Annotated in this window: 25 protein-coding genes and 1 tRNA gene; 1 reads left to right on the top strand and 25 read right to left on the bottom strand. The window is 55.8% G+C overall.

Annotation, left to right across the window (positions count from 1 at the left end; all coding sequences use genetic code 11):
* Nucleotides 1-91: 91 nt before the first annotated feature.
* From A2273_06210 to A2273_06145, 14 genes are all read right to left on the bottom strand, one after another.
* Nucleotides 92-1,000 carry a tRNA (adenosine(37)-N6)-dimethylallyltransferase MiaA gene (locus A2273_06210; protein OGF08530.1) on the bottom strand — a complete coding sequence of 303 codons (909 nt, stop codon included), beginning with the start codon at nucleotides 998-1,000 and terminating at the stop codon, nucleotides 92-94.
* Nucleotides 997-2,727, bottom strand: a complete 1,731-nt coding sequence (locus A2273_06205) for a hypothetical protein (protein ID OGF08529.1) — start codon at nucleotides 2,725-2,727, stop codon at nucleotides 997-999. The genes A2273_06210 and A2273_06205 overlap by 4 nt, the downstream gene beginning before the upstream one ends.
* Nucleotides 2,728-2,960: 233 nt before the next feature.
* On the bottom strand, nucleotides 2,961-4,028 hold the full coding sequence (locus A2273_06200) for a hypothetical protein (protein OGF08528.1): 1,068 nt from the start codon (nucleotides 4,026-4,028) through the stop codon (nucleotides 2,961-2,963).
* A gap of 6 nt (nucleotides 4,029-4,034) precedes the next feature.
* A complete protein-coding gene (locus A2273_06195; protein OGF08527.1) occupies nucleotides 4,035-4,928 on the bottom strand; it encodes a hypothetical protein in 894 nt (297 codons plus the stop codon).
* Nucleotides 4,925-6,037 (bottom strand): hypothetical protein, encoded by a 1,113-nt coding sequence (locus A2273_06190; protein ID OGF08526.1) that lies wholly within the window; start codon nucleotides 6,035-6,037, stop codon nucleotides 4,925-4,927. The genes A2273_06195 and A2273_06190 overlap by 4 nt, the downstream gene beginning before the upstream one ends.
* A 21-nt stretch (nucleotides 6,038-6,058) precedes the next feature.
* Entirely contained in the window at nucleotides 6,059-6,274 is a 216-nt protein-coding gene (locus A2273_06185; protein OGF08525.1) for a hypothetical protein, read from the bottom strand.
* A gap of 22 nt (nucleotides 6,275-6,296) precedes the next feature.
* The gene (locus tag A2273_06180; protein OGF08524.1) at nucleotides 6,297-7,397 is read right to left on the bottom strand and encodes a DNA protecting protein DprA; all 1,101 of its coding nucleotides are present in this window, start codon (nucleotides 7,395-7,397) and stop codon (nucleotides 6,297-6,299) included.
* Nucleotides 7,384-8,025, bottom strand: coding sequence for a hypothetical protein (locus A2273_06175; protein OGF08523.1), 642 nt, complete (start codon nucleotides 8,023-8,025; stop codon nucleotides 7,384-7,386). Before A2273_06175 ends, A2273_06180 begins: the two co-directional genes overlap by 14 nt.
* Nucleotides 8,018-8,995 carry a hypothetical protein gene (locus A2273_06170; protein ID OGF08522.1) on the bottom strand — a complete coding sequence of 326 codons (978 nt, stop codon included), beginning with the start codon at nucleotides 8,993-8,995 and terminating at the stop codon, nucleotides 8,018-8,020. The genes A2273_06175 and A2273_06170 overlap by 8 nt, the downstream gene beginning before the upstream one ends.
* Entirely contained in the window at nucleotides 8,992-9,489 is a 498-nt protein-coding gene (locus tag A2273_06165) for a pantetheine-phosphate adenylyltransferase (protein OGF08521.1), read from the bottom strand. Before A2273_06165 ends, A2273_06170 begins: the two co-directional genes overlap by 4 nt.
* Complete coding sequence (locus A2273_06160; GenBank protein OGF08743.1) at nucleotides 9,476-10,027, bottom strand: 16S rRNA (guanine(966)-N(2))-methyltransferase RsmD; 552 nt, start codon at nucleotides 10,025-10,027, stop codon at nucleotides 9,476-9,478. Before A2273_06160 ends, A2273_06165 begins: the two co-directional genes overlap by 14 nt.
* 5 nt (nucleotides 10,028-10,032) lie before the next feature.
* On the bottom strand, nucleotides 10,033-12,912 hold the full coding sequence (locus A2273_06155; protein ID OGF08520.1) for a hypothetical protein: 2,880 nt from the start codon (nucleotides 12,910-12,912) through the stop codon (nucleotides 10,033-10,035).
* A gap of 85 nt (nucleotides 12,913-12,997) precedes the next feature.
* Entirely contained in the window at nucleotides 12,998-13,396 is a 399-nt protein-coding gene (locus A2273_06150; GenBank protein ID OGF08519.1) for a hypothetical protein, read from the bottom strand.
* On the bottom strand, nucleotides 13,397-13,924 hold the full coding sequence (locus tag A2273_06145; protein ID OGF08518.1) for an adenine phosphoribosyltransferase: 528 nt from the start codon (nucleotides 13,922-13,924) through the stop codon (nucleotides 13,397-13,399). It abuts the gene before it with no gap.
* A gap of 302 nt (nucleotides 13,925-14,226) precedes the next feature.
* Between A2273_06145 and A2273_06140 the strand changes: the two genes are divergently transcribed.
* Nucleotides 14,227-14,559, top strand: coding sequence for a hypothetical protein (locus tag A2273_06140; protein OGF08517.1), 333 nt, complete (start codon nucleotides 14,227-14,229; stop codon nucleotides 14,557-14,559).
* Nucleotides 14,560-14,595: 36 nt separating this feature from the next.
* On the opposite strand, the gene A2273_06135 is transcribed toward A2273_06140, so the two are convergent.
* The 11 genes from A2273_06135 to A2273_06085 all read right to left on the bottom strand — a co-directional run bounded on the left by A2273_06135 (nucleotide 14,596) and on the right by A2273_06085 (nucleotide 24,181).
* Nucleotides 14,596-14,871 (bottom strand): acylphosphatase, encoded by a 276-nt coding sequence (locus A2273_06135; GenBank protein ID OGF08516.1) that lies wholly within the window; start codon nucleotides 14,869-14,871, stop codon nucleotides 14,596-14,598.
* A 77-nt stretch (nucleotides 14,872-14,948) separates the two neighbouring features.
* A complete protein-coding gene (locus tag A2273_06130; protein ID OGF08515.1) occupies nucleotides 14,949-15,446 on the bottom strand; it encodes a hypothetical protein in 498 nt (165 codons plus the stop codon).
* Nucleotides 15,443-15,910 (bottom strand): TIGR00725 family protein, encoded by a 468-nt coding sequence (locus tag A2273_06125; protein OGF08514.1) that lies wholly within the window; start codon nucleotides 15,908-15,910, stop codon nucleotides 15,443-15,445. Before A2273_06125 ends, A2273_06130 begins: the two co-directional genes overlap by 4 nt.
* Nucleotides 15,900-16,550, bottom strand: coding sequence for a protein-L-isoaspartate O-methyltransferase (locus A2273_06120; GenBank protein ID OGF08513.1), 651 nt, complete (start codon nucleotides 16,548-16,550; stop codon nucleotides 15,900-15,902). Before A2273_06120 ends, A2273_06125 begins: the two co-directional genes overlap by 11 nt.
* Before the next feature lie 57 nt (nucleotides 16,551-16,607).
* Entirely contained in the window at nucleotides 16,608-17,867 is a 1,260-nt protein-coding gene (locus A2273_06115) for a hypothetical protein (protein OGF08512.1), read from the bottom strand.
* Nucleotides 17,868-17,909: 42 nt separating this feature from the next.
* Nucleotides 17,910-19,157: a hypothetical protein gene (locus A2273_06110; GenBank protein OGF08511.1), complete on the bottom strand. Its 1,248-nt coding sequence runs from the start codon at nucleotides 19,155-19,157 to the stop codon at nucleotides 17,910-17,912.
* Nucleotides 19,157-19,936: a 5'/3'-nucleotidase SurE gene (locus A2273_06105; GenBank protein ID OGF08742.1), complete on the bottom strand. Its 780-nt coding sequence runs from the start codon at nucleotides 19,934-19,936 to the stop codon at nucleotides 19,157-19,159. The genes A2273_06110 and A2273_06105 overlap by 1 nt, the downstream gene beginning before the upstream one ends.
* Nucleotides 19,937-20,102: 166 nt before the next feature.
* Entirely contained in the window at nucleotides 20,103-20,762 is a 660-nt protein-coding gene (locus A2273_06100) for a hypothetical protein (protein ID OGF08510.1), read from the bottom strand.
* Nucleotides 20,763-20,858: 96 nt separating this feature from the next.
* A complete protein-coding gene (locus A2273_06095) occupies nucleotides 20,859-21,959 on the bottom strand; it encodes a peptidase M29 (GenBank protein ID OGF08509.1) in 1,101 nt (366 codons plus the stop codon).
* 64 nt (nucleotides 21,960-22,023) lie between these two features.
* Complete coding sequence (locus tag A2273_06090; GenBank protein ID OGF08508.1) at nucleotides 22,024-24,006, bottom strand: amino acid transporter; 1,983 nt, start codon at nucleotides 24,004-24,006, stop codon at nucleotides 22,024-22,026.
* 97 nt (nucleotides 24,007-24,103) lie between these two features.
* A tRNA-Pro gene (locus A2273_06085) sits at nucleotides 24,104-24,181 on the bottom strand.
* Nucleotides 24,182-24,219: the final 38 nt, after the last annotated feature.

Below are 24,219 nucleotides of genomic sequence, written 5' to 3'. Positions count from 1 at the left end.
AGTGCATTACTAAGAAAATGAAGATTTATTTGATATTATTCCGTGTTTAAAAAAATCTCCGTGATTCAGTGGTTAGTATTGCAGAGGAATCTTACCGATTCAGTTCTTGGGCGATCTTCTCCAGGCCTCCGCTTTTATCGACCTCCAGCCATTCCGCCTGGGGCATGCCGCGGAACCAGGTCAGCTGACGCTTGGCATAGCGCCTGGTATTCTGCTTGATAAGGCCGGCCGCAGTATTGCGGTCCGTTGCCCCGTTGATAAAAGCTATGGCTTCCTTATATCCCACCGTATTAAGCGAGTTGCTATCCGGAGGATATCCCATCCTGAGCACCCTGGCTGTTTCCTCGAACAATCCCTGTGCAACCATCCGGTCCACCCTGATCTCTATCAGGCGGTAGAGCGGATCGCGCTCCCGGTTGAGCACCACCAGCCGATAGTGCCGCTTATCCCTGATCCGCTCCTTCCTCTGCCACTGCGACATTTTTATGCCGGAGAGCCTGAATACCTCGATGGCCCGGATCGTCCGGACGGCATCGTGGGGTTTTATTTTTTGAGCTGATTCTGGATCAAGTTCTTTAAGCATCTCATATAATGCTCCCTTGCCTTTGGCCGCCAGCAGCGAATCCAACTCCCGCCGGATATTCTCATCGGCCCCGGGGATCTGCGACAGGCCCTCGATAAGGGCCTTCAGGTAAAGCCCCGAGCCGCCGGCAATGATGTACCTTTTGCCCTGCTCATCCAGCCGGTCCATTACCGCCCGGGCATCGGCCGCAAAACGGGCGGCGCTGTAGATCTCATCCGGCTCCAGAAAATCCAGCAGGTGATGCTTGATCTTTTGCCTTTCGGACCTGGATGGCTTGGCGGTGCCGATATCAAGATACTTGTATACCTGCCGGGAGTCAGCCGAGATTATCTCGGCACCGATTTTTTCAGCCAGATCCAACGCCACTGGGGTTTTCCCCACGGCGGTCGGCCCGGCGATGACCATCACCGGATTCATATCCGGCCGAATCTCCGCTCCAGGTCGTCCAGGGTAAGGCGGATCACCGCCGGACGGCCGTGCGGGTCCAGGTAGGGAGAACTGGTGGCGAACAGCCGGTCTATCAGCCGGTTCATCTCCTCCTGGGAAAGCGGCTGGCCGGCCTTGACGGCCGCATGGCAGGCAAAGGACATGGCCAGCTTCTCGGCCGGCTCCAACGTGGCGGCCGGGTTCTGGCAGAGGTCGGACAGAATGTTCCTGATCAGCTCCCCTCCCTCCACCCGGTCGCCGGCCGCGGCCGGCAGGCCCTCGATGACGACGGTGTTTCCGCTGAACTGTTTGATGTCAAAACCGAATGAAGCGAAGATGTCCTGAAATTGCTCAAAGGCTATCTTCTGCGAGGGATTCAATTCCACCGAAACCGGGAAGAGAAGCTGCTGGGAGAGCCTTTTCTCCCGGGATTTCAATAGTTCCTCGAACAGCACCCTCTCATGGGCGGCATGCTGGTCCACCATGATGATGCCGTTCTTGATCCCGGCAAAGATATACCGGTTATGGGCCTGCCAGTAGCTGACCAGAGAAAGGTTCCCGGAACGGGGCTCGGCCACGCCGAACAGATCGCCCACCGCCTGCGGCTCCTCCGAACCGTACAATTGGTATACGGCTTTTTTATCCTCCAGGCTCAGAGCCTCTTTGCCGGCATACTGTTGGCTGCTTGATCCAAAGAAGCCGCCGAAACTGCCGGGCGATAAACTATCCGGTCCGCCCTGCTCCTGGAACATAGCCCGGTGAATGGCGGAACGGACGGTGTTGAACACCAGTCCGTCATCCCGGAACCGCACCTCGCGCTTGGCCGGATGGACGTTGATATCCACCTGCCGGGGCGATATCTCCAGAAAGATCACATAGGACGGGTGCCTGCCCAGCAGGCTGGGGCCGTAGCCCCGGTAGATGGCCGAACCCGCCAGCCGATCGGATATCCGCCGGCCGTTCACGAACAGGTACTGGTCCCGGCGCCGGGCCAGCAGCTTGTCGGGGCTCAAGGCAAACCCTTTGACGGCCAGGGGCCTTTGTCCGAAATCCACCGGCAGCATGCTGCGAAAAACCTCGGCGGTCAAAACATCCTCCAGCCGCTGCTCCAAATTTCCCCCCGGGTAATCAAAGCTCTGTTTTCCGTCTATCACCAGCCGAAACGACACTTTCGGATTGGCCAGGGCCTGGCTGACCACCTCATCGGCCACCTTGCGGGCCTCGGTCACCTCGGCTTTGAGGAATTTTCTCCGGGCCGGGACCTTGGCAAACAACTCCTCCACGGTAATGGTGGTGCCCTGGTTTGCGGCGCTGGCCTTTTGATTGACAATGCCTCCGCCGTCGCATTCTATCACCCAGGACGAGGAGCCCCCTTCCGGGCGGGATGACATGGTCAGCCGGGAGACCGAGGCTATGCTGGGCAGGGCCTCGCCCCGGAATCCGTAGCTGGCGATGGACAACAGATCGTCATAGCCGGTGATCTTGCTGGTGGCATGGCGCTCCAGGCTCAAACGCATCTCGGCGGGGTCCATCCCGCTGCCGTCATCGGAGACCCGAATAAGCTGCAGGCCCCCCTGCTTTATCTCCACTTCTATGGCCGAGGCTCCGGCATCCAGGCTGTTCTCCACCAGCTCCTTGACCACCGATGCCGGGCGTTCCACCACCTCCCCGGCGGCGATCTTGTTGATTATGTCTATGGGCAATACTTTTATGGGCATGATATTTTAAGCATCAAGATGATTATCATTGATCTCCTTGAGAAATGGAATCAAGATTTTTAGCCCGCTCATCGGATTTCTGTTTAACCTCCTGGGCCCGGTCTATACCCTGGCGATAAGTGTCTATCGGCATGTTGTCTCCGGAATTGCTCTCGGTCTTCTTGGCACAGCCGGCCAATATCATAAATGCAAATAAAATAATTATAAATCTCATGAATTATCACCTTACGAAATTATTTATCATATAAAAATAAAATATCACCAACTGTTAAATATGTTTGTATTATGCATTGGTATATTTCATTCTTATTAATTTTATCATGAGTGCCTTTTGACGATAAATCATATAATCTATCAATTCTATTTCCCAAATCATTAAGCTGCACCAATAATAACTCACCAGTTTTTGTCCCGCTTATTTTTTGAGAGACATATTCCCACAATCTATTTTTAAAATTTGCATCATCCAATACTCGTTCGTTTCCATCATTACATTTTATTTTGCCCACTACGGATGGGTATACTATATCAGCTAATGTTTTTAACACCCTGCGACAAGATACAGCCGCTTGACTCCATGCTTCAGCATTATTTTCATCAACTCTTTTATATGATTCCCGTAACTGTTCCATAGCATCAGGGGCTATAGAAATTAGTCTAGTATCTACTTGTTGTTGATATTTATCAAAAACATTAGTGTTATACTCCTTTAAAAATAATTGTTTTTCTTTATTGCTTAAATAACTAAATACCCTATGTTCTATACGGTCCAATATTCTTTTATAATCTTGCAACAATTCCCGTTGTTCTTTTATCTGTTCATTTAGTAAAATGTTTTTACCCTGACTTATTAATTCGCTCTGCTTTGATTTTTTTATATGAGAATAATCATCCACATTATTTATTTGTTGTATTAAACTCGTAATATAATTATCTATTAAAACAATCGCTTGTTCGATTTCTTTAACACTCATTGCATTGTAACTACCCGTATCCACCATTTCATTGTTTTTAATCCTCACTTGTTTTCTGCTTTTTTGATACATATAAGCTGTTTGCTTTTGATAGTCTGCAATTTTATCTTTACTAATATATTTAGCAATTCTAATCTTAATTCTTTCTTTTGCATCATTATCTCCATAGGGGACCAATTCATTTTCTAACCACCATTGATTAAAATAATCCTTTTGCATGGAAGAAATGCGAACAGCTTTTCTCACAACAGAAGTCAAACTATAACCCGGCTGGTCCATTTCTTCTATAGTTTGCTGAACCAAATGTAATAAATTTATTTTATCCATATATTTTTATTTTAGGGGTTTCGTTTTCCAACGGCGGTGCACCCAGTACCAGTGGTCGGGATATTTCCGGACATACTTTTCCATGACCGCAGTGACCCAGGCGGTCAGCCTGAGCGTCTCCTGTTCCCTGTCTTTTGCCGGCTCGGCGTAGACCGCGGGCTCGATATAGCCGACATGCCCGCCATCACCCTGCCGGACGATCACCCCGGTCAGCAGCGGGGCTCCGGTCCGGATGGCGAAAACCGCCGGGCCCTTGGCGGTGGAGGCCGGTCGCCCCATAAAGTCCACGAACACCCCGTCCGGCCCGGCATCCTGGTCGATCAGTATGGCCACAAAACGGTTCCGGGCCAGGGCCTTCAGTATGGCCCGGGGGGCGTCCGGTTTGAAGATCACCTCGATATTCTTGGCCCGGCGGAGTTGGTTCATCATCCGGTCGGCCAGGGGATTGTGTTGCTCATACACCACCACCGAGAGGGGGTATCCGTAGGCTGCGATGGATGCAGAATAAAGCTCCCAGTTGCCGAAATGACTGCTGATCAGCAAGGCCCCTTGGCCGCTTTTGATCGCCCGGTCTAAATGCTCCTGCCCGATTAATTTTACTTTGTTTTTTATGTCCCCGCCGGTCAGTTTGGGAAACCTTAAGAATTCCAGCAGGTTCTTTCCCAGATTGCGATACAGGCTCCGGGCGATATCCTTGATCTCGCCGGTTTTTTTTTCGGGAAAGGCCTGGGCCAGGTTATCCAGCGCCACTTTCCGTCGGATCCGGAAAACATCAAAGGCCAGCCCGCCCAATCGGGCGCCGGCCGCTGCCGCGGTCTTTTCGGGCAGGACCCGGGCCATCCAACCCAATGATGCCAGCCAAGCATATTCCAGCCGGTGTTTGGGTCTGATGGTGCTCATCGGACCATCTTCGCTATCAGGCTTCGCCGGGGATGGACCGCCTGCTGGGGGCAGATCTCCTGACAGCACAGGCAATTGATGCAGAGCTTGTAATTGAAAACCGGGGTCGGTTCCCCGGAGGAGATGGCGCTGGTGGGACAGCTTTCTACGCAGGCCCCGCAGTTGACGCATTTGGCGGGATCGATGGCCGGCCGTATCCAGAAAAGTTTGGCCATATGTCGGGCCAAAAAAGACGGGATCAGGGAGTAGGCCCAGGTGGACGGCCATTGGAAATCGTTTCTCACCTCGATCGCATCGCCCAGCCTTTCGATGTTCTCAAGCTGGGTCTCGCCCAGATTTATTTTCCGGGCTAAAAGATTGGTCGGCACCTTCAGGGGATCCATTCCCATCAGATGGGCCGCCAGACAGTCTATGGCCACGCCATCCGCCCCGGCCATGATCATTCCGATAGGCTTGGGATCGCCGGCCGAGGGCCCGTTGCCGTCCATGCCGATGACCGCATCGATTATGTTCAGCTGCGGCCTGGCCAGGGTGTATATATCCAGCAGTAATTTTGAAAATTCCATGGGCAGGGGCGCCTCCCGGTGATACATCGACTTTTTCAGTCCGGGCACCGCGCCATACATGTTCTTGACGGCGCAGGTCAGCAGGGTCAGGCTGTGGGATTTGAGCTTGGGAAGATTGATCATCACCTCGGCATCCAGCACCGGCCTGGCGATATGGTAATTCCGGCCGTTAAGGTTTTTCTTATAGACCCCGGATTTTTCAAAAGCCACCAGCTCCGCCCCCTGCCGCCGGCAGACCTCCTGGAATCCGGTCACTTTCCAGTACTCCTCTATATGCCGGGCCGAACCGATGGGGCTGTCGCCCACCACCGGGACTCCGCCGGCCGATTTGACCAGTTCCAGCACTGCCTCCAGAAACGCCGGATGGGTGGTGACGGCCTTGTCGGGATGGTGATAAGAAAGCAGATTGGGCTTTAACAGCACTTTTTGTCCGGGCTTCACGAAAGCGGAGATGCCCCCCAGAAGATCCAGCGAGCGCTTTACGGCGACCCTGACTTCGTGGGGTTGGTAGGAACTGCATTTTACCAATGAAACCTTCGTCATATCCCTTCCTTTATGAGTTGATCATCCGGAAACAACCCGGTTCCGCCCCAGATCCTTGGCGATATACAAAGCGGCGCCGGCCTTGCCGACCATTTCGTCCACCGATCGGCCATCCTCGGGAAATACCGCCACCCCGATGCTGTGGATGAACATCGAGGCCGGATGCAGCAAAAAATATCCGGCCAAGGCCCCGGCCATGCCGTAGATTGCTGGCAGTTTCATTAAATTGATCTTCATGATCAATGATCTGAAAATGGCATCATATCCTGGCGAACATCTTTCCCGGCAGCTGCCGTATCAAACCCTTCATCTCCAGGGTAAAAAGTATTCTCAGAGTGTCCGAGGAACTGCGCTCTGCCGTTCGGGCTATGACATCTATATGCCGGGGATCATCGGCCAGGCTGGCGAACACCGAACCCTCATCGCCCTCCAGTTCTATTTCAGGACGAGTTTCTTTGGGCGGCATTTTATCGGGACCCGATAGATTCAACTCCTCCAGGATGTCGCTTATGTTGAGGACCATCTTGGCCCCCTGCTTGATCAGCTGGTTGGGCCCCAGGCTGGTGGCCGAGGTTATGGGGCCGGGCACCGCAAAGACCTCCCGGCCCTGTTCGGCCGCCCACCGGACGGTGGAGAACACCCCGCTGTCCTCCCGGGCCTCCACCGCCAGCACCCCCAGCGAGAGCCCGGTGATGATCCGGTTGCGGTTGGGAAAATGGGCCGGCAGCGGTTTTTCGCCGATGGGGTATTCCGAGAGCACCGCCCCGCTCTCCATGATGGAATCCCGGAGCTTTCTGTTTTCGGCCGGGTATGCGATGTCCACCCCGCAGCCCAGCACGGCAATGGTCCGGCCTCCGGCGGCCAGCGCTCCCTGGTGGGCTGCAGAATCGATGCCCCGGGCCATTCCGCTGACCACCGTGATCCCCAACGAAGCCAGTTCCCGGGCCATCCCCGAGGAGGTGTTCTTGCCGTAGGTGGTGGCATTGCGGGAGCCGACTATGGCCACCGCCCTCTGGTCGGAGCTTTTCAGGGAGCCCCGGACGAACAGAATTGGCGGGGCATCGGTGAAATTTTTAAGATTGTCCGGATATTCCGGATCGTCCATGGTCAGGATGTCGGCCCTCAGCTTATCGGCCTTCTCCAACTGCTCCTCGGCATAGCCCGGCACGAATTTAAAGCTTCGGATCTCCTGTATGACCCTGGCATCTATCTTGGGAACCTGGGACAGCGCTGAATCGTCGGAAGCAAACACCTTTCGGGGATGGCCCAAGACCCTGATCAGTTCATTGAACTTGATGGAGCCGACTCCCTTGACCGACTGCAGTCGCAGCCACCAGAGCAATTCCTCATGCGTCTTCATTGCCGATCCTGTCGTTCTGCCTTAATATGGCCTTTAGCTCGCGCCGTAATCCCTGCAGTCTCACGGCCGCATCGGGTTCGTCCCCGGCACCGGGAATGATCGTCTGGGCCGCATCCCGGGGGAGGTTGTCCAAGTGGGACCGAAGGCCCTCCGCAAGGGCGGCGTGGGATTTTGATATCAGATCTACCAGATTGCCGCGCTGTTCGGCGGACATTTTTTCCGCCGCAGAATACAAGATCTCCTTTTCCGCATTCCGGGACAAAACCAGCGCTGCCTTATGGGCGGCCTCGGCCACGCTGCGGTTGGGGTCTTTGATAAGCCCCATGACGGCATTCAAAGCAGCGATGTCCCCGATAAGCTCCAAAGCCTGCAAGGCCGCGGCCCGGGTGTACCAGACGCCGTCCCGCAGCAGCCTGACCAGAGGCTGGACGGCCTGATGCCCGGCCAGGGCCGTTTTTTTGATGGCATATTCCCGCAGGCTCCAGCTTTGGTCCTGGAGGGCCTTGATAAGAAGCGCCACCGCCCCGGCGCTGTTAAGCCCGGCCGCCATGTCCACCGCCGTCATGCGTTTTTTGGCATCCCGGGATTTCAGCAGTTCCACCGCCTCGGTCAGCTGGTGGTCAGTCATCTTTTACCTTGCTCAATGCTTTGGTGATGGCTTTTTTCAGCTGGGAGATGTTCTCCGCCTTGAGAGCCGAAATATAAATGGCCTTTGATCCCTTGGGGGCGGATGGTCTCTTCTTGACCAGGTCCATCTTGTTAAGAACCAGCAATGAAGGCCTTTTGGCGATAGCGGGATTGAATTCGACCAGCTCATCCTTCAGCACCCGGTATTCCTTCCAGGGGTCGGCCACCGAAGCATCGATCACATAGACCAGCAGTTTGGTCCTCTCCACGTGCCTTAAGAAACGGGTGCCCAGCCCCTTGCCCTGGTGGGCCCCTTCGATCAGCCCCGGCATATCGGCCACCGTGCAGGTCTTGAAGCCCTCCAGCTCCATAACCCCCAGATTGGGCGAAAGGGTGGTAAAGGGATAGTTGCCCACCTTGGGCCTGGCCTCCGACAGGCAGGACAGCAGGGTTGATTTTCCGGCATTGGGGAAACCCAGCAAACCAACGTCCGCCAGCAGTTTAAGGTCCAACAGCAAAGTTTTACTTTCGCCTATCTGCCCCTTCTCGGCCACCCGGGGTGTCTGGTTGGTGGAGGTGGCGAACTTGGCGTTGCCCCGGCCGCCGATGCCCCCTTTGGCCACCACTATCCGGCTGGCCGGCTCTATCAGGTCCGCCAGCAGTTCCCCGGTCTCCTTGTCGTAAACCAATGTGCCGGGAGGGACCTGGATGATGCAGTCCGGCCCGTTGGCCCCGTACATTTTTTTGTAGGCCCCGTTCTGCCCGTGCCCGGCCTTGAACCGGTGCTGATATCTGAAATCCCGTAGGGTCACCAGATTGGGATTGACCTCCAGGACCACCGAGCCGCCCTTGCCTCCGTCCCCGCCGTCCGGGCCGCCCTTGGGAACGAATTTCTCCCGGCGGAAACTGATGGCTCCTTTGCCCCCGTTCCCGGCGGTGATCTCCAGTTCTGCTTTGTCTACTAAACTCATTTGTGGTACTTCGCCTTTAAATTATTCAGCACTTCATCCGGCACCAGGGAAGAGATGTCTCCGCCCATGCGGGAGATCTCCTTGATCAGGCCGGAGTTTAAATATACGTACTTCTCCGAGGGCATCACAAAGAAGGTGTCCATCCCGGGGTTCAGCTTGCGGTTCATCAGGGCCAGCTGGAACTCGTATTCAAAATCGGACACCGCCCGCAGGCCCCGGATGATGACCCGGGCCCCCTTGGACCGGGCATAGTCCACCAGCAGCCCGTCGAATGGTTCCACCGACACCCCTTTATATCCGGCGGCGGTCTTTTTGAGCATCTCCACCCTCTCCTCCAGGGAGAACAGGGGGTTTTTATTCCGGCTGGCGGCCACCGCCACGATTATCCGGTCAAAGATCTCCGCCCCGCGCTGGATGATGTCCAGGTGGCCGTTGGTCACCGGGTCGAAAGTCCCCGGGTAAATTGCCAGGTTTCCCATTTCATTCCTCCCCATTATAACGGTAAAAGCTCACCTGGGTCTTGCCGTAGGTTTTGTTCTTCCACCTTTTCAGCCCCCCGAAGCTGGCCGGGGATTTTTCCTTCAGGGAGTGCTGGATGACCAGGGTGCCGTAATCTGCCAGCGTTCTGCTCCGCTCCACGGCATCCAGGATATCCGGCAGGCAGTGATCGGGATAGGGCGGGTCGGCCAGGATCAGATCGAACTGCTCCCCGCAGGTCCTCAAAAATTCCAGAGCGTCGCCGGCATACAGCCTGGCCCGGGGGTATAGCTTGAGGGCTGCCAGGTTGTCTTTTATGGCTCCGGCCGGTCCAGGGTCCTTCTCCACCAGCACTACCGATTCCGCCCCGCGGGACAGGGCCTCGATCCCCAGAGCGCCCGATCCGGCGTAAAGGTCCAGGGCCCGGCGGCAGGCGCCGCCCTGCTGCAGAATGTTGAAGATGGCCGCCCGGGCCATGCTGGAGGTGGGACGGACATCCCAGCCCTCCGGGCAGTTGATGTTCCGGCCCCGGAATTCTCCGGCGATTATCTTCACCGGCATCAGTACTCGCTGCCCAGCACGAAGGATATCCTGGCCTTGTCGGAGATCGAGGACAGGTCCGTCTTCCATGAGAAATCCAGTTTCATCATGAAGGGCGATATTATCATCCTGATCCCGGTCCCCAGGCTCCCGTTAAGGTCCTTCATTTTCAACAGGGCGTTGGGATCGCGCTGGAAGAGCTGAAACTGCCGGCTGTCGGACCAGGCGGCCCCGATGTCGAAGAACATCGCTCCCCGGATGCCGTAGAAAGATATGGGCGGGATGGCCATCTGGATCCGGTCCACGAAGGGCACCCTCAGCTCCAGGTTCATCAGGGCCATCCTGGTGCCGTCCAGCTCGTTGTAATCATAGGCCCTTAAGGTATAGGGCCCGCCCAGTTCGAAATACTGGGCGTCGGATCCCATCGACAGGCCGCCCATCAGGCGCAGGGCGAATTCCGACCTTTTGGTAAGCGGCCAGTACTGCCGGATGTCGGTGAAATAATTGACGAAGTTCAGGTCGCTGCCCAGGCTCCGGCTGCTGGCCTCCACCGCGGCCATGGCCCTCCGGCCCTCCCGGGGGCCGTAGTAGGACCACTGGACATTGTCATGCACCAGGGATACCGCCGGGATGATCACGTTCAGGTTGGCGTCGGGAGACGTGTAATATTGATAATTCTCATAATGGTAAAGCTCCTCATTGTAGTGGCTCCAGCTGCCCATGAAATCGATCCGCTGGTAACGATTGAAGGGATAGGAGAGTATCCCCTGGACCCCGTTGATCTTTTCGATGATGATGTCGTTGTTGGAGGCCAGATAGTAGTTGTGGTACTGGTAGTAGCTGATGCCGTAGTCCCAGCGCCGGGGGCGGTAGAAATAGGTCAGCTGATAATCCGAATTCTGCAGGTTGATGACCATGTCCGACAGCCAGTAGAACTGATGGTTGCCCATCACGTCGCTGACCACGATCTCGGCCTGGCCGCCCAGCCCGCTTAAAGTATTGTAGTTGAAAGATCCCTGGGCCCAGTCCACCGAAAATTTGGTCCGGGCCTGGCCGGGCTTATAGCGGTTGCTGTCGGCCAAAGGCTGTTCGAATTTCCGGGGCTGATACCAGCCGGTGTCGGCCGAGGCCCAGAAGAAAACCTTCTGGCTGTCGATCCCCGGAAGTTTGTCCAGCGGATTCTTGATGGTGAAGATGTTCCATCCGGTCTTGTGATACCCGATGAAGACCAGCTTGCTGCCGTCCCGGGACCATTTGGACTGCAGGCAGCCGGTGATGGCATCGGTAAGCTGCAGGGTGCTGTCCCCGGAGATGGCGAAGATGTTGCTCACCCCCCGGCGGATGGCGGTATAGGCTATCCCCTTGGGCGACCAGCTGGGACGGGAGACCATGGTCTCCTCCGGGGTCAGGCAGCCGATGCTGCCGGAGACCGGATCCATGGAGAACAGGCGGTAGCGGCCGAAATACATGGTGTCCAGGCCGGATTGGTCTTCCCCGGCCGGACGGTCCGAGACGAAAACCAGCTCCCGTCCGTCCGGGGACCACTCCGGCTCCCGGTCGTCGTACTGATCATCGGTCAGCCGCTCCAGGCTGTAGGCCACGTTGTGGCTGTCGGCGATGTCAGCCACATACAGGTCGGACTGGCCGTCCTTTAGTCCGCAGAAGGCGATCTTATCGGAGGCCGGAGACCAGCTGGGATAATAGATCCCGTCCATCGGGAACTCCAGTTTTTTAAGGATCTTGCCGTTGTCAACCCGGACCACGTACAGCTTGTCGCCGGTGGTGGATTTGGCGGCAAAGGCCAGCTTTTTGCCGTCCGGGGACCAGCTCAGGCCTCCCCGGAACCAGGCCAGGTGCATGGCCTCGAACTGGGCGTTCTGCTCGCCCTTGACCAGATGCTTGATGCGGTGGCCGTCGATGCTGGAGATGATGTATATCCCGGCCCGGCCGTCCTGATCGGAGATGTAGGCGATCTTGTCACCCTGGGGCGAAAAACAGGGGGCCAGGTTAAAATAGGAGCCGGTCTTGAAAACGTCATGCTCGGTCAGCTGTTTGGCAAAGTCCGGGACCTCCTTCTTGGCCGCCAGATAGGGCCAGTATTTTTTGTGCATATCCTTGAGCCACAGCTCCGACAGCTTTTCGACGTTGCTGCCCAGAAGTTTTTCGCAGGTGTTGTCCATGCTGCGGCTGGATTTCAGCATGTGGAACATCTCGCCGATCTTCTGCTGTCCGTACCTCTCGACTATGAACTTGATGATGGCCTGGCCCTCTTTGTAGACGAAATAGCTCCCGCCGTATCCCTCCAGCTCCTGGATGGGGATCAGCCGCTGGTTGAGCGCCAGGTCCTTGATTATCATCTCGGTCTCGGGATCCCAGCCCCGCGATTCGTATTCGGCCATCCCCTCCACGAACCACAGGGGCAGCTGCATCAGGCTCTGCTGGGAGAAGATGGATTCCATGGATTTCCCGAAGAACAGGTCGAACATGAAGGCATGGACCAGTTCATGGGTGATCACATGATCCAGGTCGGCATAGGAGCCGGTATAGGGCACCACCACCCGGTTCTTGAGCAAAGTGGTGAAACCACCCGCCCCTTCGTCTATGATATCCTGGGCGATGTTGGTCTGGGCGAAATCATTGTGAGAGGTGTACAACACGATGGGTATCTTATTGTACAGGGTGTGCCCCATGTCCTGGGATATCCTGCGCCCGGCGTTCTCGGCCATCCGAGCCGCCACCTGGGCCAGCTCCCGCCCGCCCTGGTAATAGTAGATCTCGAAATTCTCGGTGGTGATCTTCTCCCAGCGAAAATTCTTGTATTTGACCTTGTTCTTGCCGAAATAGCCGTCCTGGGCCAGGGCCGGAATGGTCAAAAGGACCAGGAGCATTGCCGCGATCATTCGTTTCATGTTGACACCTAAAATAAATTTAACTAACAGCTTACAGGGATATTTGACCCTGTTACCGTTGCCAAAGTTTAACCCTTCAATATTCCGTCCGGAAGATGAAGTCCAGCCAGGCATTGTCGCTTCGGGAATGCCGGTCGATCTCCCCCCTGACCAGGAAGTGCTTTTTTAACTGATACTCCAGCACCAGGCTCTGCCCCCGGCTGCTGCGGGGCAGCCACATCACCAGGCTCAGTCGTTCCTCCCAGAAGCTGCGGTTCATCCTGATGCCCTTGGTGCCCATCGCAGAAATGCCCCACTGTTTGGCCAGCTCCTGGACCTGGTTGAGGCGCCACTCCTCCATCAGCCGGGAGAAGTATTCCTGAAAATACCCGGAGGCGGAGTCGGCCGGCGAGGCCTGCTGGGCCCGGGCCTGACCGGCCCCGATCAGCAGCCAAAGGGCCGCCAGCAGGAAAAGATATGTGATCCTGTTTTTCAATTACTCGCTTTGATAGTGCACCAATGAAACCACCTTATGACCGGCCAGCTTCTCCCGCCCTTTCAGGAAATCCAGCTCCACCACAAAAGCGATGGCGGCCACCTTTCCCTGGAGTTTCTCCACCAATTGTGCCACCGCCATGGCCGTTCCTCCGGTGGCCAGAAGGTCGTCCACGATCAGGACATTCTGTCCCGGCTTGATGGCGTCCTGGTGGATCTCCAGGGCGTCGGTGCCGTATTCCAGCTCATATTCCTGGCGGATGGTCTTGGCCGGCAGTTTTCCGGGCTTGCGGACCAGCAGCAGGCCGGTGCCCAGCTTGTAGGCCAGGGCCGAGCCGAAGGGAAAGCCCCGGGACTCTACCACCGCGATGGCGTCAATCTTGACATCCTTCAACTGCTCCGACAGCTGGTCCACCGCCAGCTTGAAGCCCTCGGCGTCCTTTAGCAGTGTGGTGATGTCCTTGAAGCCGATGCCCTGCTTGGGAAAGTCCGGCACTTCTCTGATGAATTTTTCCAGATTGACTGCCATGTTCTGCTCCTGATGAGTTATATGATACTTTGTTTGATTTTCATAATACTTCGATTGTCATTCCCGAGCAATCGGGAATCCAGGGCACTTTAACCACCAAGGCACAAAGACTTTTCTTGCTTGGCCCGCATCTCCCCTATCAAGGGGAGAGTTTTGACCTCACCCCCGCCAAATGGCCTTTCGTCATTCTGAGCCCAATGCCCTGCCCGGCAAGCCGAAGAATCCTTTCGTCACCCTGAGAAATCTGCCCGCCCAACAGGCCGAACGGGTGACACCTTAAGGATGACGCGCCTCTTACATCATTGCGAAAGGACTTCGCTGCTTTTCTGATGAAGCAATCCACAAAAGTCGTTTGTCATTCCCGAGTAATCGGGAATCCAGGCACTTTAACCACAAAGGGCACAAAAGACACAAAGTTTTTTGTCATTCCCGTGAAGCTTGTCCTCGCGGAGGCGGGGAGCAGGAATCCAGGGGTTGCCCTGCCCGGCCCGCATATCCCCTATCAAGGGGTGAGTAAGAGGGGCGTCTTTGGTTCTGAACTCATCCCCGCCCTTCTCTTGGCAAGAGAAGGGAATTCAAGGGTTGAGTTGGTGGTTTTAGACCTCCCCTCTTTCCCCTCCTTGAGCCTGTACTGAGCCTGTCGAAGTGCAAGGAGGGGATGAAAGGGGTGGTCAATGCGTTATATTAAACCCCCGGTATCTCCCGCCGTATTCTCCCCACTCCACCTTGACCTCCTCCACCACCGCGCCGGACGGCCCTGCCTTGAGCGCCACGATGAATTGTTTCAACTTATCCTCTTCGCCTTCAACCTCGGCCTCCACCGAGCCGTCCGGCAGGTTGCGAACATAACCGGCCAGCCCAAGATGCCTGGCCTGTTGCGATACGTAATACCTGAACCCCACGCCCTGCACCATGCCGGTGATACGGGTTGATAGGCTTTTATTCATCAAACATTAAATGATTTAAAGTTATAGTCTGTTATAAAGAATTGGAATGGTTTCAAAATATACCCGTACTAAAATAATTATTTTTTATATATTCGTTTATACTCATTTATATAAACCTCATAAAACTGCTTAAATTCGTCAGAATCGGATCGTATTATATTTTGATTTTTCTTCCCAAAACCCAAAACAACATATTTGTTATTGTAATAAAACACATAAATTATGCCAGGTTTTCTAATAGCATTGAAATCTTTAGGCAAGGCATCGTCTTTAAAGTATACAAATTTATTAATATTTTTTGATGTAAATATGTATGGCTGCTCTAATGGTTTTAATAAATATGATTTGAATGCATTCCCGTTTGAGTTATTTATATCGTTAAATGAATGGGGAAACGTGTTACCATTGTCGCTATGCCATTTTTCAATTGCTTCTACAAGAATCAATAAATTCTCTTTCACTGCGATAACAGCCGATTCCTCGGTATATTCTTTTATACATCTAGGAAAATTAAAACTAATATAAATTAATAATACACCAAGAACTATGATGATTGGTATTATTGCTTTTTTCATATTTTATTCCCCACCATCTTCAGCGCCATCCTCACCGCCTCCTCCGGGGTCTTCACGTGCTTTATCGGCGCCCGGATCTTCCAGGTGGAAAGCCCGACCACCGGTATCCCGAACCCTGCGGCATAGGCCAGCTCCGACAGTGTCCCGTATTTCCCGCCGATGGCGATCAGCACCTGGGCCGACTGCACCACGATGGAATTCCGGGCGTAGCCCAATCCGGTCACCACTGGAACGGTCAGATATTCGTTTCCATCTTTGGCCGAAGAGCCGGGAAGTATCCCCACCGTCATCCCGCCGGCCTCGACCGCCCCGCGGCAGGCGGCCTCCATCACCCCGCCCATCCCGCCGCATATCAGGATGGCGCCGCTCTGGGCTATCAGCTTGCCTACCGTGTAGGCCGCCTGGGCTAATTTTGCCGAACAGGACGAGGCACCGATCACCCCTATCCGTATCCTACTGTCCATTGGTCTGCCATCCGTATTTCCCGATCAGCGGCACGAACACGCAGCCGCAGACCTGGCTCTTCACCTCTTTGCCCTCGATCTTGTCCACCAGCACCAGCGACTGCACATGGACATCGCCCACCGGGATGGCTATCCGGCCGCCCTCGGCCAGCTGGTCCCAGTAGGCCTTGGGAACCTCCGGGGCCCCGGCGGTGACGATGATCCGGTCGTAGGGCGCATGCTCGGCCCAGCCGATGGTGCCGTCCCCCAGCTTGACGGCTATATCGTGGTATTTAAGATCCTCCAGCAGTTTCCGGGAATTGTGGTACAGCTTCTCCACCCGTTCGATGGTGAAGACCTTGGCCCCCATCTCGGCCAGCACCGCCGCCTGGTAGCCGGAGCCGGTGCCTATCTCCAGCACCTTCTCCCCGCCCTTGATGTTCAGGTTCTGGCTCATCAGGGCCACGATATACGGCTGGGAGATGGTCTGGGCCTGGCCGATGGGCAGGGGATTGTCGTCGTAACCCCGGTATTGCAGGGCTTCCTGCACAAACAGATGCCGGGGCACCTTTTGCATGGCGGCGATCACCCTGGGATCGTTCACCCCCCGGCGGATGATCTGCTGATCCACCATCTGTTTTCGTGAAAGCTCGTAATTCATCTACTGTCCGTAAAAATAATTTATCATTAAAAGTCTTTTCTTCTGCCGACCCGCATCTTATTGACCATCTTGGGCCGTCCCGGCGGCCGGGTTTATTTTGGAATAATTTTTCCTGATGGACATCAATCCATAGGCCCCGGCCAAAAGGGCCGCCAGTCCGCCCACCACCAGGCTCCACCGGGGGCTGGCATGTTCCCCCACCCAGCCGATGATCGGACCGCCTATGGGGGTAGACCCCATAAAGGCCACGGTCCAAATGGCCATCACCCTCCCCCTCATGGCCGGTTGGCACTCCAGCTGCAGGGTGGTATTCCCCAGAGAGGTGAACAGTATCGAAAATATTCCCACCGCCACCAGGGCAATAGCGGCAAAAGATAGACCGGGAGACAAGGAAACGATCAAAATGGCTGTCCCAAAGGCCAGGCTGGCCCAGGCCACCCACACCGGGCGGGATCTTCCCCGGCTGGCTGAAAAAAGCCCGCCCAATACCGCCCCCATTCCCATGGCCGAGGTCAGCATGGCAAAACTGGCGGCGGTACCGTGAAAAGTATATTTGGCCAGAAGCGGCAGGCTTACCTGAAATTCATATGCCAGGGTCCCGACTATCGCCATCATTATCAAAATATCCCTGATCACCGGGGTCTTCCACATGTAGGCAAACCCCTTGAGCAGCTGCCCTTTCATGGCCCGTATCGGAGGAGCGGCGTTAAGCTCACTGTCGCGCATCATAAGCAGGCAGATCAAAACCGCCAGATAGGAGACCGAATTTATGATGAAGCAGGAGGCCAGTCCGACGCCGGCAATAAGCGCTCCGGCCAAAGCCGGCCCTATCACCCGGGCCAGGTTGATGGCGGTGGAGTTAAGGGTCACCGCATTTCGCAACAGCTGGCTGCCGACCATCTCGTGGACAAAGGACTGGCGGGTGGGGTTGTCGATGGCGGCCAGCAGGCCGAAGCCCAGAGCCAGCAGATAGACCATCCACAATTGAACCCGGTTCACCGCCACCAGGATCCCCAGGGTAAGGGCCAGAAGGCTGAAAGCGGTCTGGGTAAAATATAACAGTTTTCTTTTGGGAAACCGGTCGGTCACCACCCCGCCCATCGGCCCCAGCAGCAATACCGGAAGAAACTGAAAAGCCGTCACCAGGCCAAGGGCCGTGCCTGATCCGGTGATCTTTAGCACCAGCCAGGCCTGGCCGATGGACTGCATCCAAGTGCCGCACATCGAAATGCCCTGCCCGATGAAATAAAGGCGATAGTTGCGCACCTGCAGGGACGAAAAGGTGGCCTTGGTAAAATTATTTAGGGCGGCTAACATTATCTATCGTTTCGAACCTTGGCTGTTGTGGTGGTGAATTTATTAAGCCGTCTCGACAGCCAGATCTATTTTGGAATAGGCCTTTTTGGATGATATCAACCCGTAAACCCCGGCAACTATTGCCGCGATCCCGCCTAAGGCCAGGCTCCACCTGGGATCGGCGTGTTCCCCCACCCAGCCGATGACCGGGCCGCCTATGGCATTGGAGCCGATGAAGGTCACCGCCCACAGGGACATCACCCGGCCCCGCATTTCAGGGGTGCATTCCAACTGCAGGGTGGTGTTGCCCAGCGAATTGAAGGCAATGGAAAAGATCCCGACGATCACCATGGCCGTCGCGGCTAAAGCCAAAGTGGGCAAAACAGAAACCGCCAGGATGGCTGTGCCGAAGCCCAGGCTGGCCCAGGCCACCCAAAAGGTCCCGGCCTTCCCCCGGCTGGCGGTGAACAGACCCCCCAGCACCGATCCTATTCCGGTGGCGGAGGTCAACAGGGCCAGGGTCCGGGCATTGCCGTGAAAGGTATATTTGGCTATCAGCGGCAGGCTTACCTGGAACTCATAGGTCAGGGTGCCCACGATGGCCATCATGATCAGGACCTCCCGGATCACCGGGGTCTTCCACATGTAGGCGAACCCCCGGCTCAACTGCCCCTTGAACTGCCGGATGGGCGGGATGGGATGAAGGTCTTTGCTCCGCATCAGGAACAGGCAGATCAGCACCGCCAGAAAGGAAAACGAATTTATGAAGAAACAGGAAGCCATCCCAACGCTGGCGATCAGCACCCCGGCCAGGGCCGGACCTATCACCCGGGCCAGGTTGATCTCCATGGAGTTCAGGGTGACCGCGTTTCGGAGGAATTTGCTGCCTACCATCTCGTGCACAAATGACTGGCGGGTGGGATTGTCTACGGCCACCAGCAGCCCGAAACACAGGGCCAGGCTGTAGACCATCCATAACTGGACCTTGCCGGTGACCACCAGTATCGCCAGTATCAGATCCAGCAGGCAGAAAGCACCCTGGGTGAAATAGAGCAGCTTCCGTTTGGGGAACCGGTCGGTCACCACCCCGCCCAGCGGGCCCAGCAGCAGCACCGGCAGGTACTGAAAGGCCGATACCAGGCCCAGGGCGGTGCCGGATTCGGTCAGCTTGAGCACCAGCCAGGCCTGGCCGATGGTAGACATCCAGGTGCCGCTCAAGGAGATCCCCTGCCCTATGAAGTACAGGCGGTAATTGCGCACCCGCAGGGCGGAAAAAGTTTCGCTGGCGAAATTACTGACTGCCGCTAACATTATCTTCCCGGACGATCTTTGGCCAGAATCGTTTCCCACTTTTTAAGATTGGCCAATGCCCGGTGATTGGTCCAGTCCAGGTGGAACGGCGTGATGGAGACGTAGTTCTGCTCGATGGCCTCGAAATCCGTCCTGGGCTGGCGCTCCCAGTCGGGGTCGGCCCCGTCGATCATGAAATACTGCCGGCCGTCGGGGTGCTTCTGCTCCACTATCACGTCGCGGTAGATCCGCTTGCCCAGCTTGGTGATCTTGACCCCTTTGATCCTGGAGATCGGCAGGCTGGGCACGTTGACGTTGAGCAGGGTGTTCTTGGGCAGGCCATGCTTGAGGGCGGTGGCCGCCACCCGGCGGGCATAATGGGCGGCCGCCTGGAAATTACAGCCGTTCCATGAGGTGCAGGACACGGCGATGGACGGGATGCCCAGCAGGGTGCCCTCGGTGGCCCCGGCCACCGTGCCGGAGTAGGTGACATCGTCGCCCAGGTTGGGGCCGTGGTTGATGCCGGACACCACCAGATCGGGCCTCTCCTTCAGCAGTCCGCGAATGGCCAGCATCACGCAGTCGGTGGGGGTGCCATCCACCGCCACGGTGGTCCGGTTGCGCCACACCACCTCCAGCGGCTTGCGCAGGGAGAAGGAATGGCTGGCCCCGCTCTTCTCGGACAGGGGGGCGAACACCACGGTCCGGGCTATCTTGTTTAAGCTCAGGCGCAAAGCTTTGATGCCCGCGGCGTCAATGCCGTCATCGTTGGTGATCAGGATCAAGGGTTTCTTCTTCATCAGGGTGAATTTATTTATTTTCATTGATAGTTTTATTACATTATCATTAATCGCCATTCCTGCGAAGCTTGTCCTCGCGGAGGCGGGGAGCAGGAATCCAGTCTTTTCATGGATTCCCGCCTGCGCGGGAATGACAGAGCACTTATCCATCTATTTAAAATCAAGTTCAAAGTAACTTTATTGCCATGACCACAAATTTCCAGGTATCGCTCAGATGCCTTATATGGCTGGTGGCAGAGCTTCTGATATCTATCGGAACTTGCCCGATAGTGAATCCCCTCCGCCCGGCCTTGACCAGCAGTTCGGACTCCATCTGATAGCCGTCAGTTTCCAGAACAATTGCTTCCAGCACCTCCCGCCGGATAAGCCGATAGCCGCACTGGCTGTCCTCGATCTTATGACCTGCCAAAAGCGACACCACCACCGTGGTGATGTTGTTGCTTAAGTAACGGGCAAATGACATTCTTCCAAACTCATTCCTGCGGGAACCAACAATAATGTCCCAATGTCCAGCATCCATAATTTCAATCATCGACGGAATATACCTGGGATCATGCTGGCCGTCGGCATCCAGGGTTATCACCGCATCATAGCCCAAAGACAGGGCATGGGCAAACCCGGTCCTCAGTGCCCTGCCCTTTCCGCAGTTGGCGACATGGGCCAGGCTTATGACCGGGGATCTTTCTATAATGGCAGCAGTAGCGTCATCCGAGCCGTCATTGACCACCATGACATCGCATAAATCCACCCATTCAACGGCCTCGGCCAGCAGATCTCCCAGGGTGTCTCCTGCGTTGTAAGCCGGTATTATTACAGACACTTTCATAACATTTTATTATAACTTATTCCTGCCGGTTTGTCTATTGTATTTCAAAGAAAAAAGCACATCAAAAAGATGTGCTTTTTCAATAAATTGCCGGCTCTAAATTGTGAATTTTCCGTCCTGATAGATGATCTGGCCGTCGGCCAGTATCTTGCCGCCCAGCTTCATGTCACACAGCATGTCCCAGTGAATGGCCGACTGGTTGACGCCCAGCGATTCCGGGATGGAGCGTCCGATGGCCAGGTGGACCGTGCCGCCGATCTTCTCGTCGAACAGCATGTTCCTGGTGAATTTGGTGATGTTGTAATTGGTGCCCACTGCGATCTCGCCCACCAAACGGGCGCCGGCATCGGTATCCAGCAGTTTGTTCAGCAGCTCCTCTCCCTTGTCGGCCGTGGCCTTGACCACCTTGCCGTTCTGGAAGGTCAATTGGATGTTCTCCACCTCCCGGCCGGAATAGATGCCCGGAAAGCTGAACCGGATATGCCCGTTGACCGAATCCTCCACCGGCCCGGTGAACACCTCGCCGTCCGGAAAATTGACCTGCCCGCAGCAGTTGACCCACTTGCGCCCGGCGATGGTCATCTTCAGGTCGGTGTCCTGGGATATTATCTGCAGTTCCTTTTTGGCGTCCAGGTGATCGCAGATCTTTTTCTGTTCCCGCTCGATCTCCCGCCATTTGGCCACCGGGTCGTCCAGGTTCAAATAACAGGAGTTATAGACAAAGTCCTCATATTCGGACAAGGACATGCTGGCCTCCTGGGCATTGGACTGGCCCGGGAACATGGTCCCGCACCACCGCAGCTCGTTCTGGGCCATCCGCTCGAAGAATAGCTTGAATATCTCGGCGTTGCCCTGGCTGGCGACCTTGAGCCGGTCGGGATCGACGTTGCTCATCATCCTGGTGTTGACGCTGCCCATCAGGGTCAGCAGGGCGTCGGCGGTCTTGATGGCCACTTTGTCGCTTTCGTGGATGAAGGTCAGCTGCTGGTCGCTGCCCTGCTTCATCATGATCTCCGATAATTCGGAATTTAATATCTTGACCTGGGGATGGGCCCCCAGCTCCAGCGCCAGGCGATAGCATTCCTTGATCAGGGGCAGGGTGAAATGCTCGCCCTGGATGATCAGCTTGTCGCCTTTCTTCAGGGCCAGCGAATATCTCATCAGCACCTCGGCGTGCCTTTTAACTCTGGGATCCATAGATATCTCCTTCAATTACGATATTGCACTCTGGATATTGTTATTATTTTCCCAGTGACCTCACTCAGAGCGATGTCCTGATGGGCAGCACCACGGTGGTGATCCCCTCCCACTGTAGCCGGCGCTGGATGGCGTAGGCCGTCTCGTTGTGCAACACCCGCTGGAAAAGGCTCTCCTTGTGGAAGATCAGCTTCCCGGTGAAAACCGTGGTCCGGTAATACTCACTGGCCAGCTGCTGGCAGAGCAGGCTGGCCGTCTCCACGGCTTCGGTGCCCACCTCCATCCGGTAATCGGAGGGCAGCCCGAACCGCCGGGCCAGGTCGACATATTTCCTCAAAGATTCCTCGGTGGATTCCCTGAGGGCATCGATCGCCTCGGCCCCCTTGAAGGAACCGGTATCGACTATCGCCGCCGAAGCAAAAATATAATTATGATAGAACCGGGGGAAATTCCTGATGGTGTTCAAAAGAAGGTGAACTCCATAACCGTTGTAACCGTCAACCAGAATGACAGCGGTGGTTTTTTTCTTATCTGGCGGATCCATATTGGGCGTGCCTTCGGTGGGGATCTCCAGCAGCAGCTCGTCCAGCTTGCGCACCCCCCGGCGGACGGTGTCGTAATGATTACGGATGCGGTAGCAGGCCACCACTATCACAAAAGTGATCACCAAGGTGATCCAGCCGCCCTCGGCAAATTTTTCGTACACGGCAATTATCAATATGGTCAGGCACAGTATCAAACCGGTGGCAAAGACAGCCGCCTGGCGCTTCCAGTGCGGCATGTGGCGGCGGTTAACTATCATATAACGGGTCATCCCTAATTGGGATAGCGAGAAGTCCAGAAAGACATTGATGGAATACATTATAACCAGCACCGAAATGTCTCCGCCGGTGTAAAAGAGCAGACCCAGAGAGGCCGTTCCCATCATGATGACCCCGTTGTTCATGGTCAGCCGCTCCGAAAGCGAGGCAAAGCGGTGGGGGAGCCAGGAATCCACCGCCATGCTGGACATCACCCGGGGGCCGTCGATGAAGCCGGTCTGGGCGGCCACGAACAGCAGCGCTCCCTCGGAAAGTATGGTCACCAGCGCCAGAAGGTTGCCCAGGGGCCAGTGCCCGAAGAGCATGCCGGCCACCACGGCATTGAGGGTGCGCCCCGGCACCGGATGAACATTCAGCAACATGTAGCACAGGAACAGCCCGCCGGCCACAAAGGCCAGCGAAGTGGCCATCAGGAACATGGTTCTTTTTCCAGTCTGGACCCTGGGCTCGCGCATCACCAGCAGTCCGTTGGACACCGCCTCGATGCCGGTATAGGTTCCGGCCCCTAGGGAATAGGCCCGGACGAATATCGCCATGATCCCCATCAACCCCATGGCCTTCATATCGGCCTGGACATTGGCGGACAGGTTGCTGACAATGGGGCCGAAATCAAACAGATGGCTGGAGATGCCGTAGCCGATCATCACCAGGTGGGTGATCAAGAACACCCCGAATATCGGGGCCAGCATGATCACCGATTCCTTGACGCCCCGCAGGTTCAGGATCACCAGGGCCAGGATCAGCACCACGCAGAACGGGATCTTGTAAACATGGTAAGACATCGGCAGAAAGCTGAACAGGGCGGCACTGCAGGCGGCGATGGAGACGGTTATGGTCAGGACGTAATCCACCAGCAGGGCGCTTCCGGAGACCACCCCCACCCTACTGCCCAGGGTACTGGTGGTCACTATATATCCGCCGCCGCCGTGGGGGAAGTGTTCGATGATCTTGGAATATGAATAGGAGATTATGAAAACGGTCAGGGCCGTGGCCAGGGCCAGAAAAATAGCCAGGTAGGTGTGGCTGCCCAGGGCCCGGAAGGCCTCCTCCGGTCCGTAGGACGATGAGGACAGGCCGTCGGCCCCCAGCCCGATCCAGGCCAGCAGGGCCACCAGGGATATCTTGTGGAAGATGCGGGGATCCTCCACATTTTTAGGCCCGCCGATCAGCACCTTGTTGAGTTTTTTCCATAGATTGGATAGGAATTCCGACTCGGTAAAAGCCATCCTTCTCCTGTTATTATGACTGCTGGTAAAAATGGCAAAAGCCTTAGTTACCTAAGATTTTTGCCATCATCGCAATTTTAGCCCTGATCCATCAAAATGGTCGGGGTGAGTGGATTCGAACCACCGGCCCCTTGACCCCCAGTCAAGTGCGCTAACCGGACTGCGCTACACCCCGACAACCGGTTAATTATACGGTAAAAACATTCCTAAAGC

This window comes from Candidatus Edwardsbacteria bacterium RifOxyA12_full_54_48 (genome assembly GCA_001777915.1).
Taxonomy (GTDB): Bacteria; Edwardsbacteria; AC1; order AC1; family EtOH8; genus UBA2226.
Note: the sequence above shows the minus strand (reverse complement) of the source record. Positions and strands in the feature narration are given on the sequence as shown.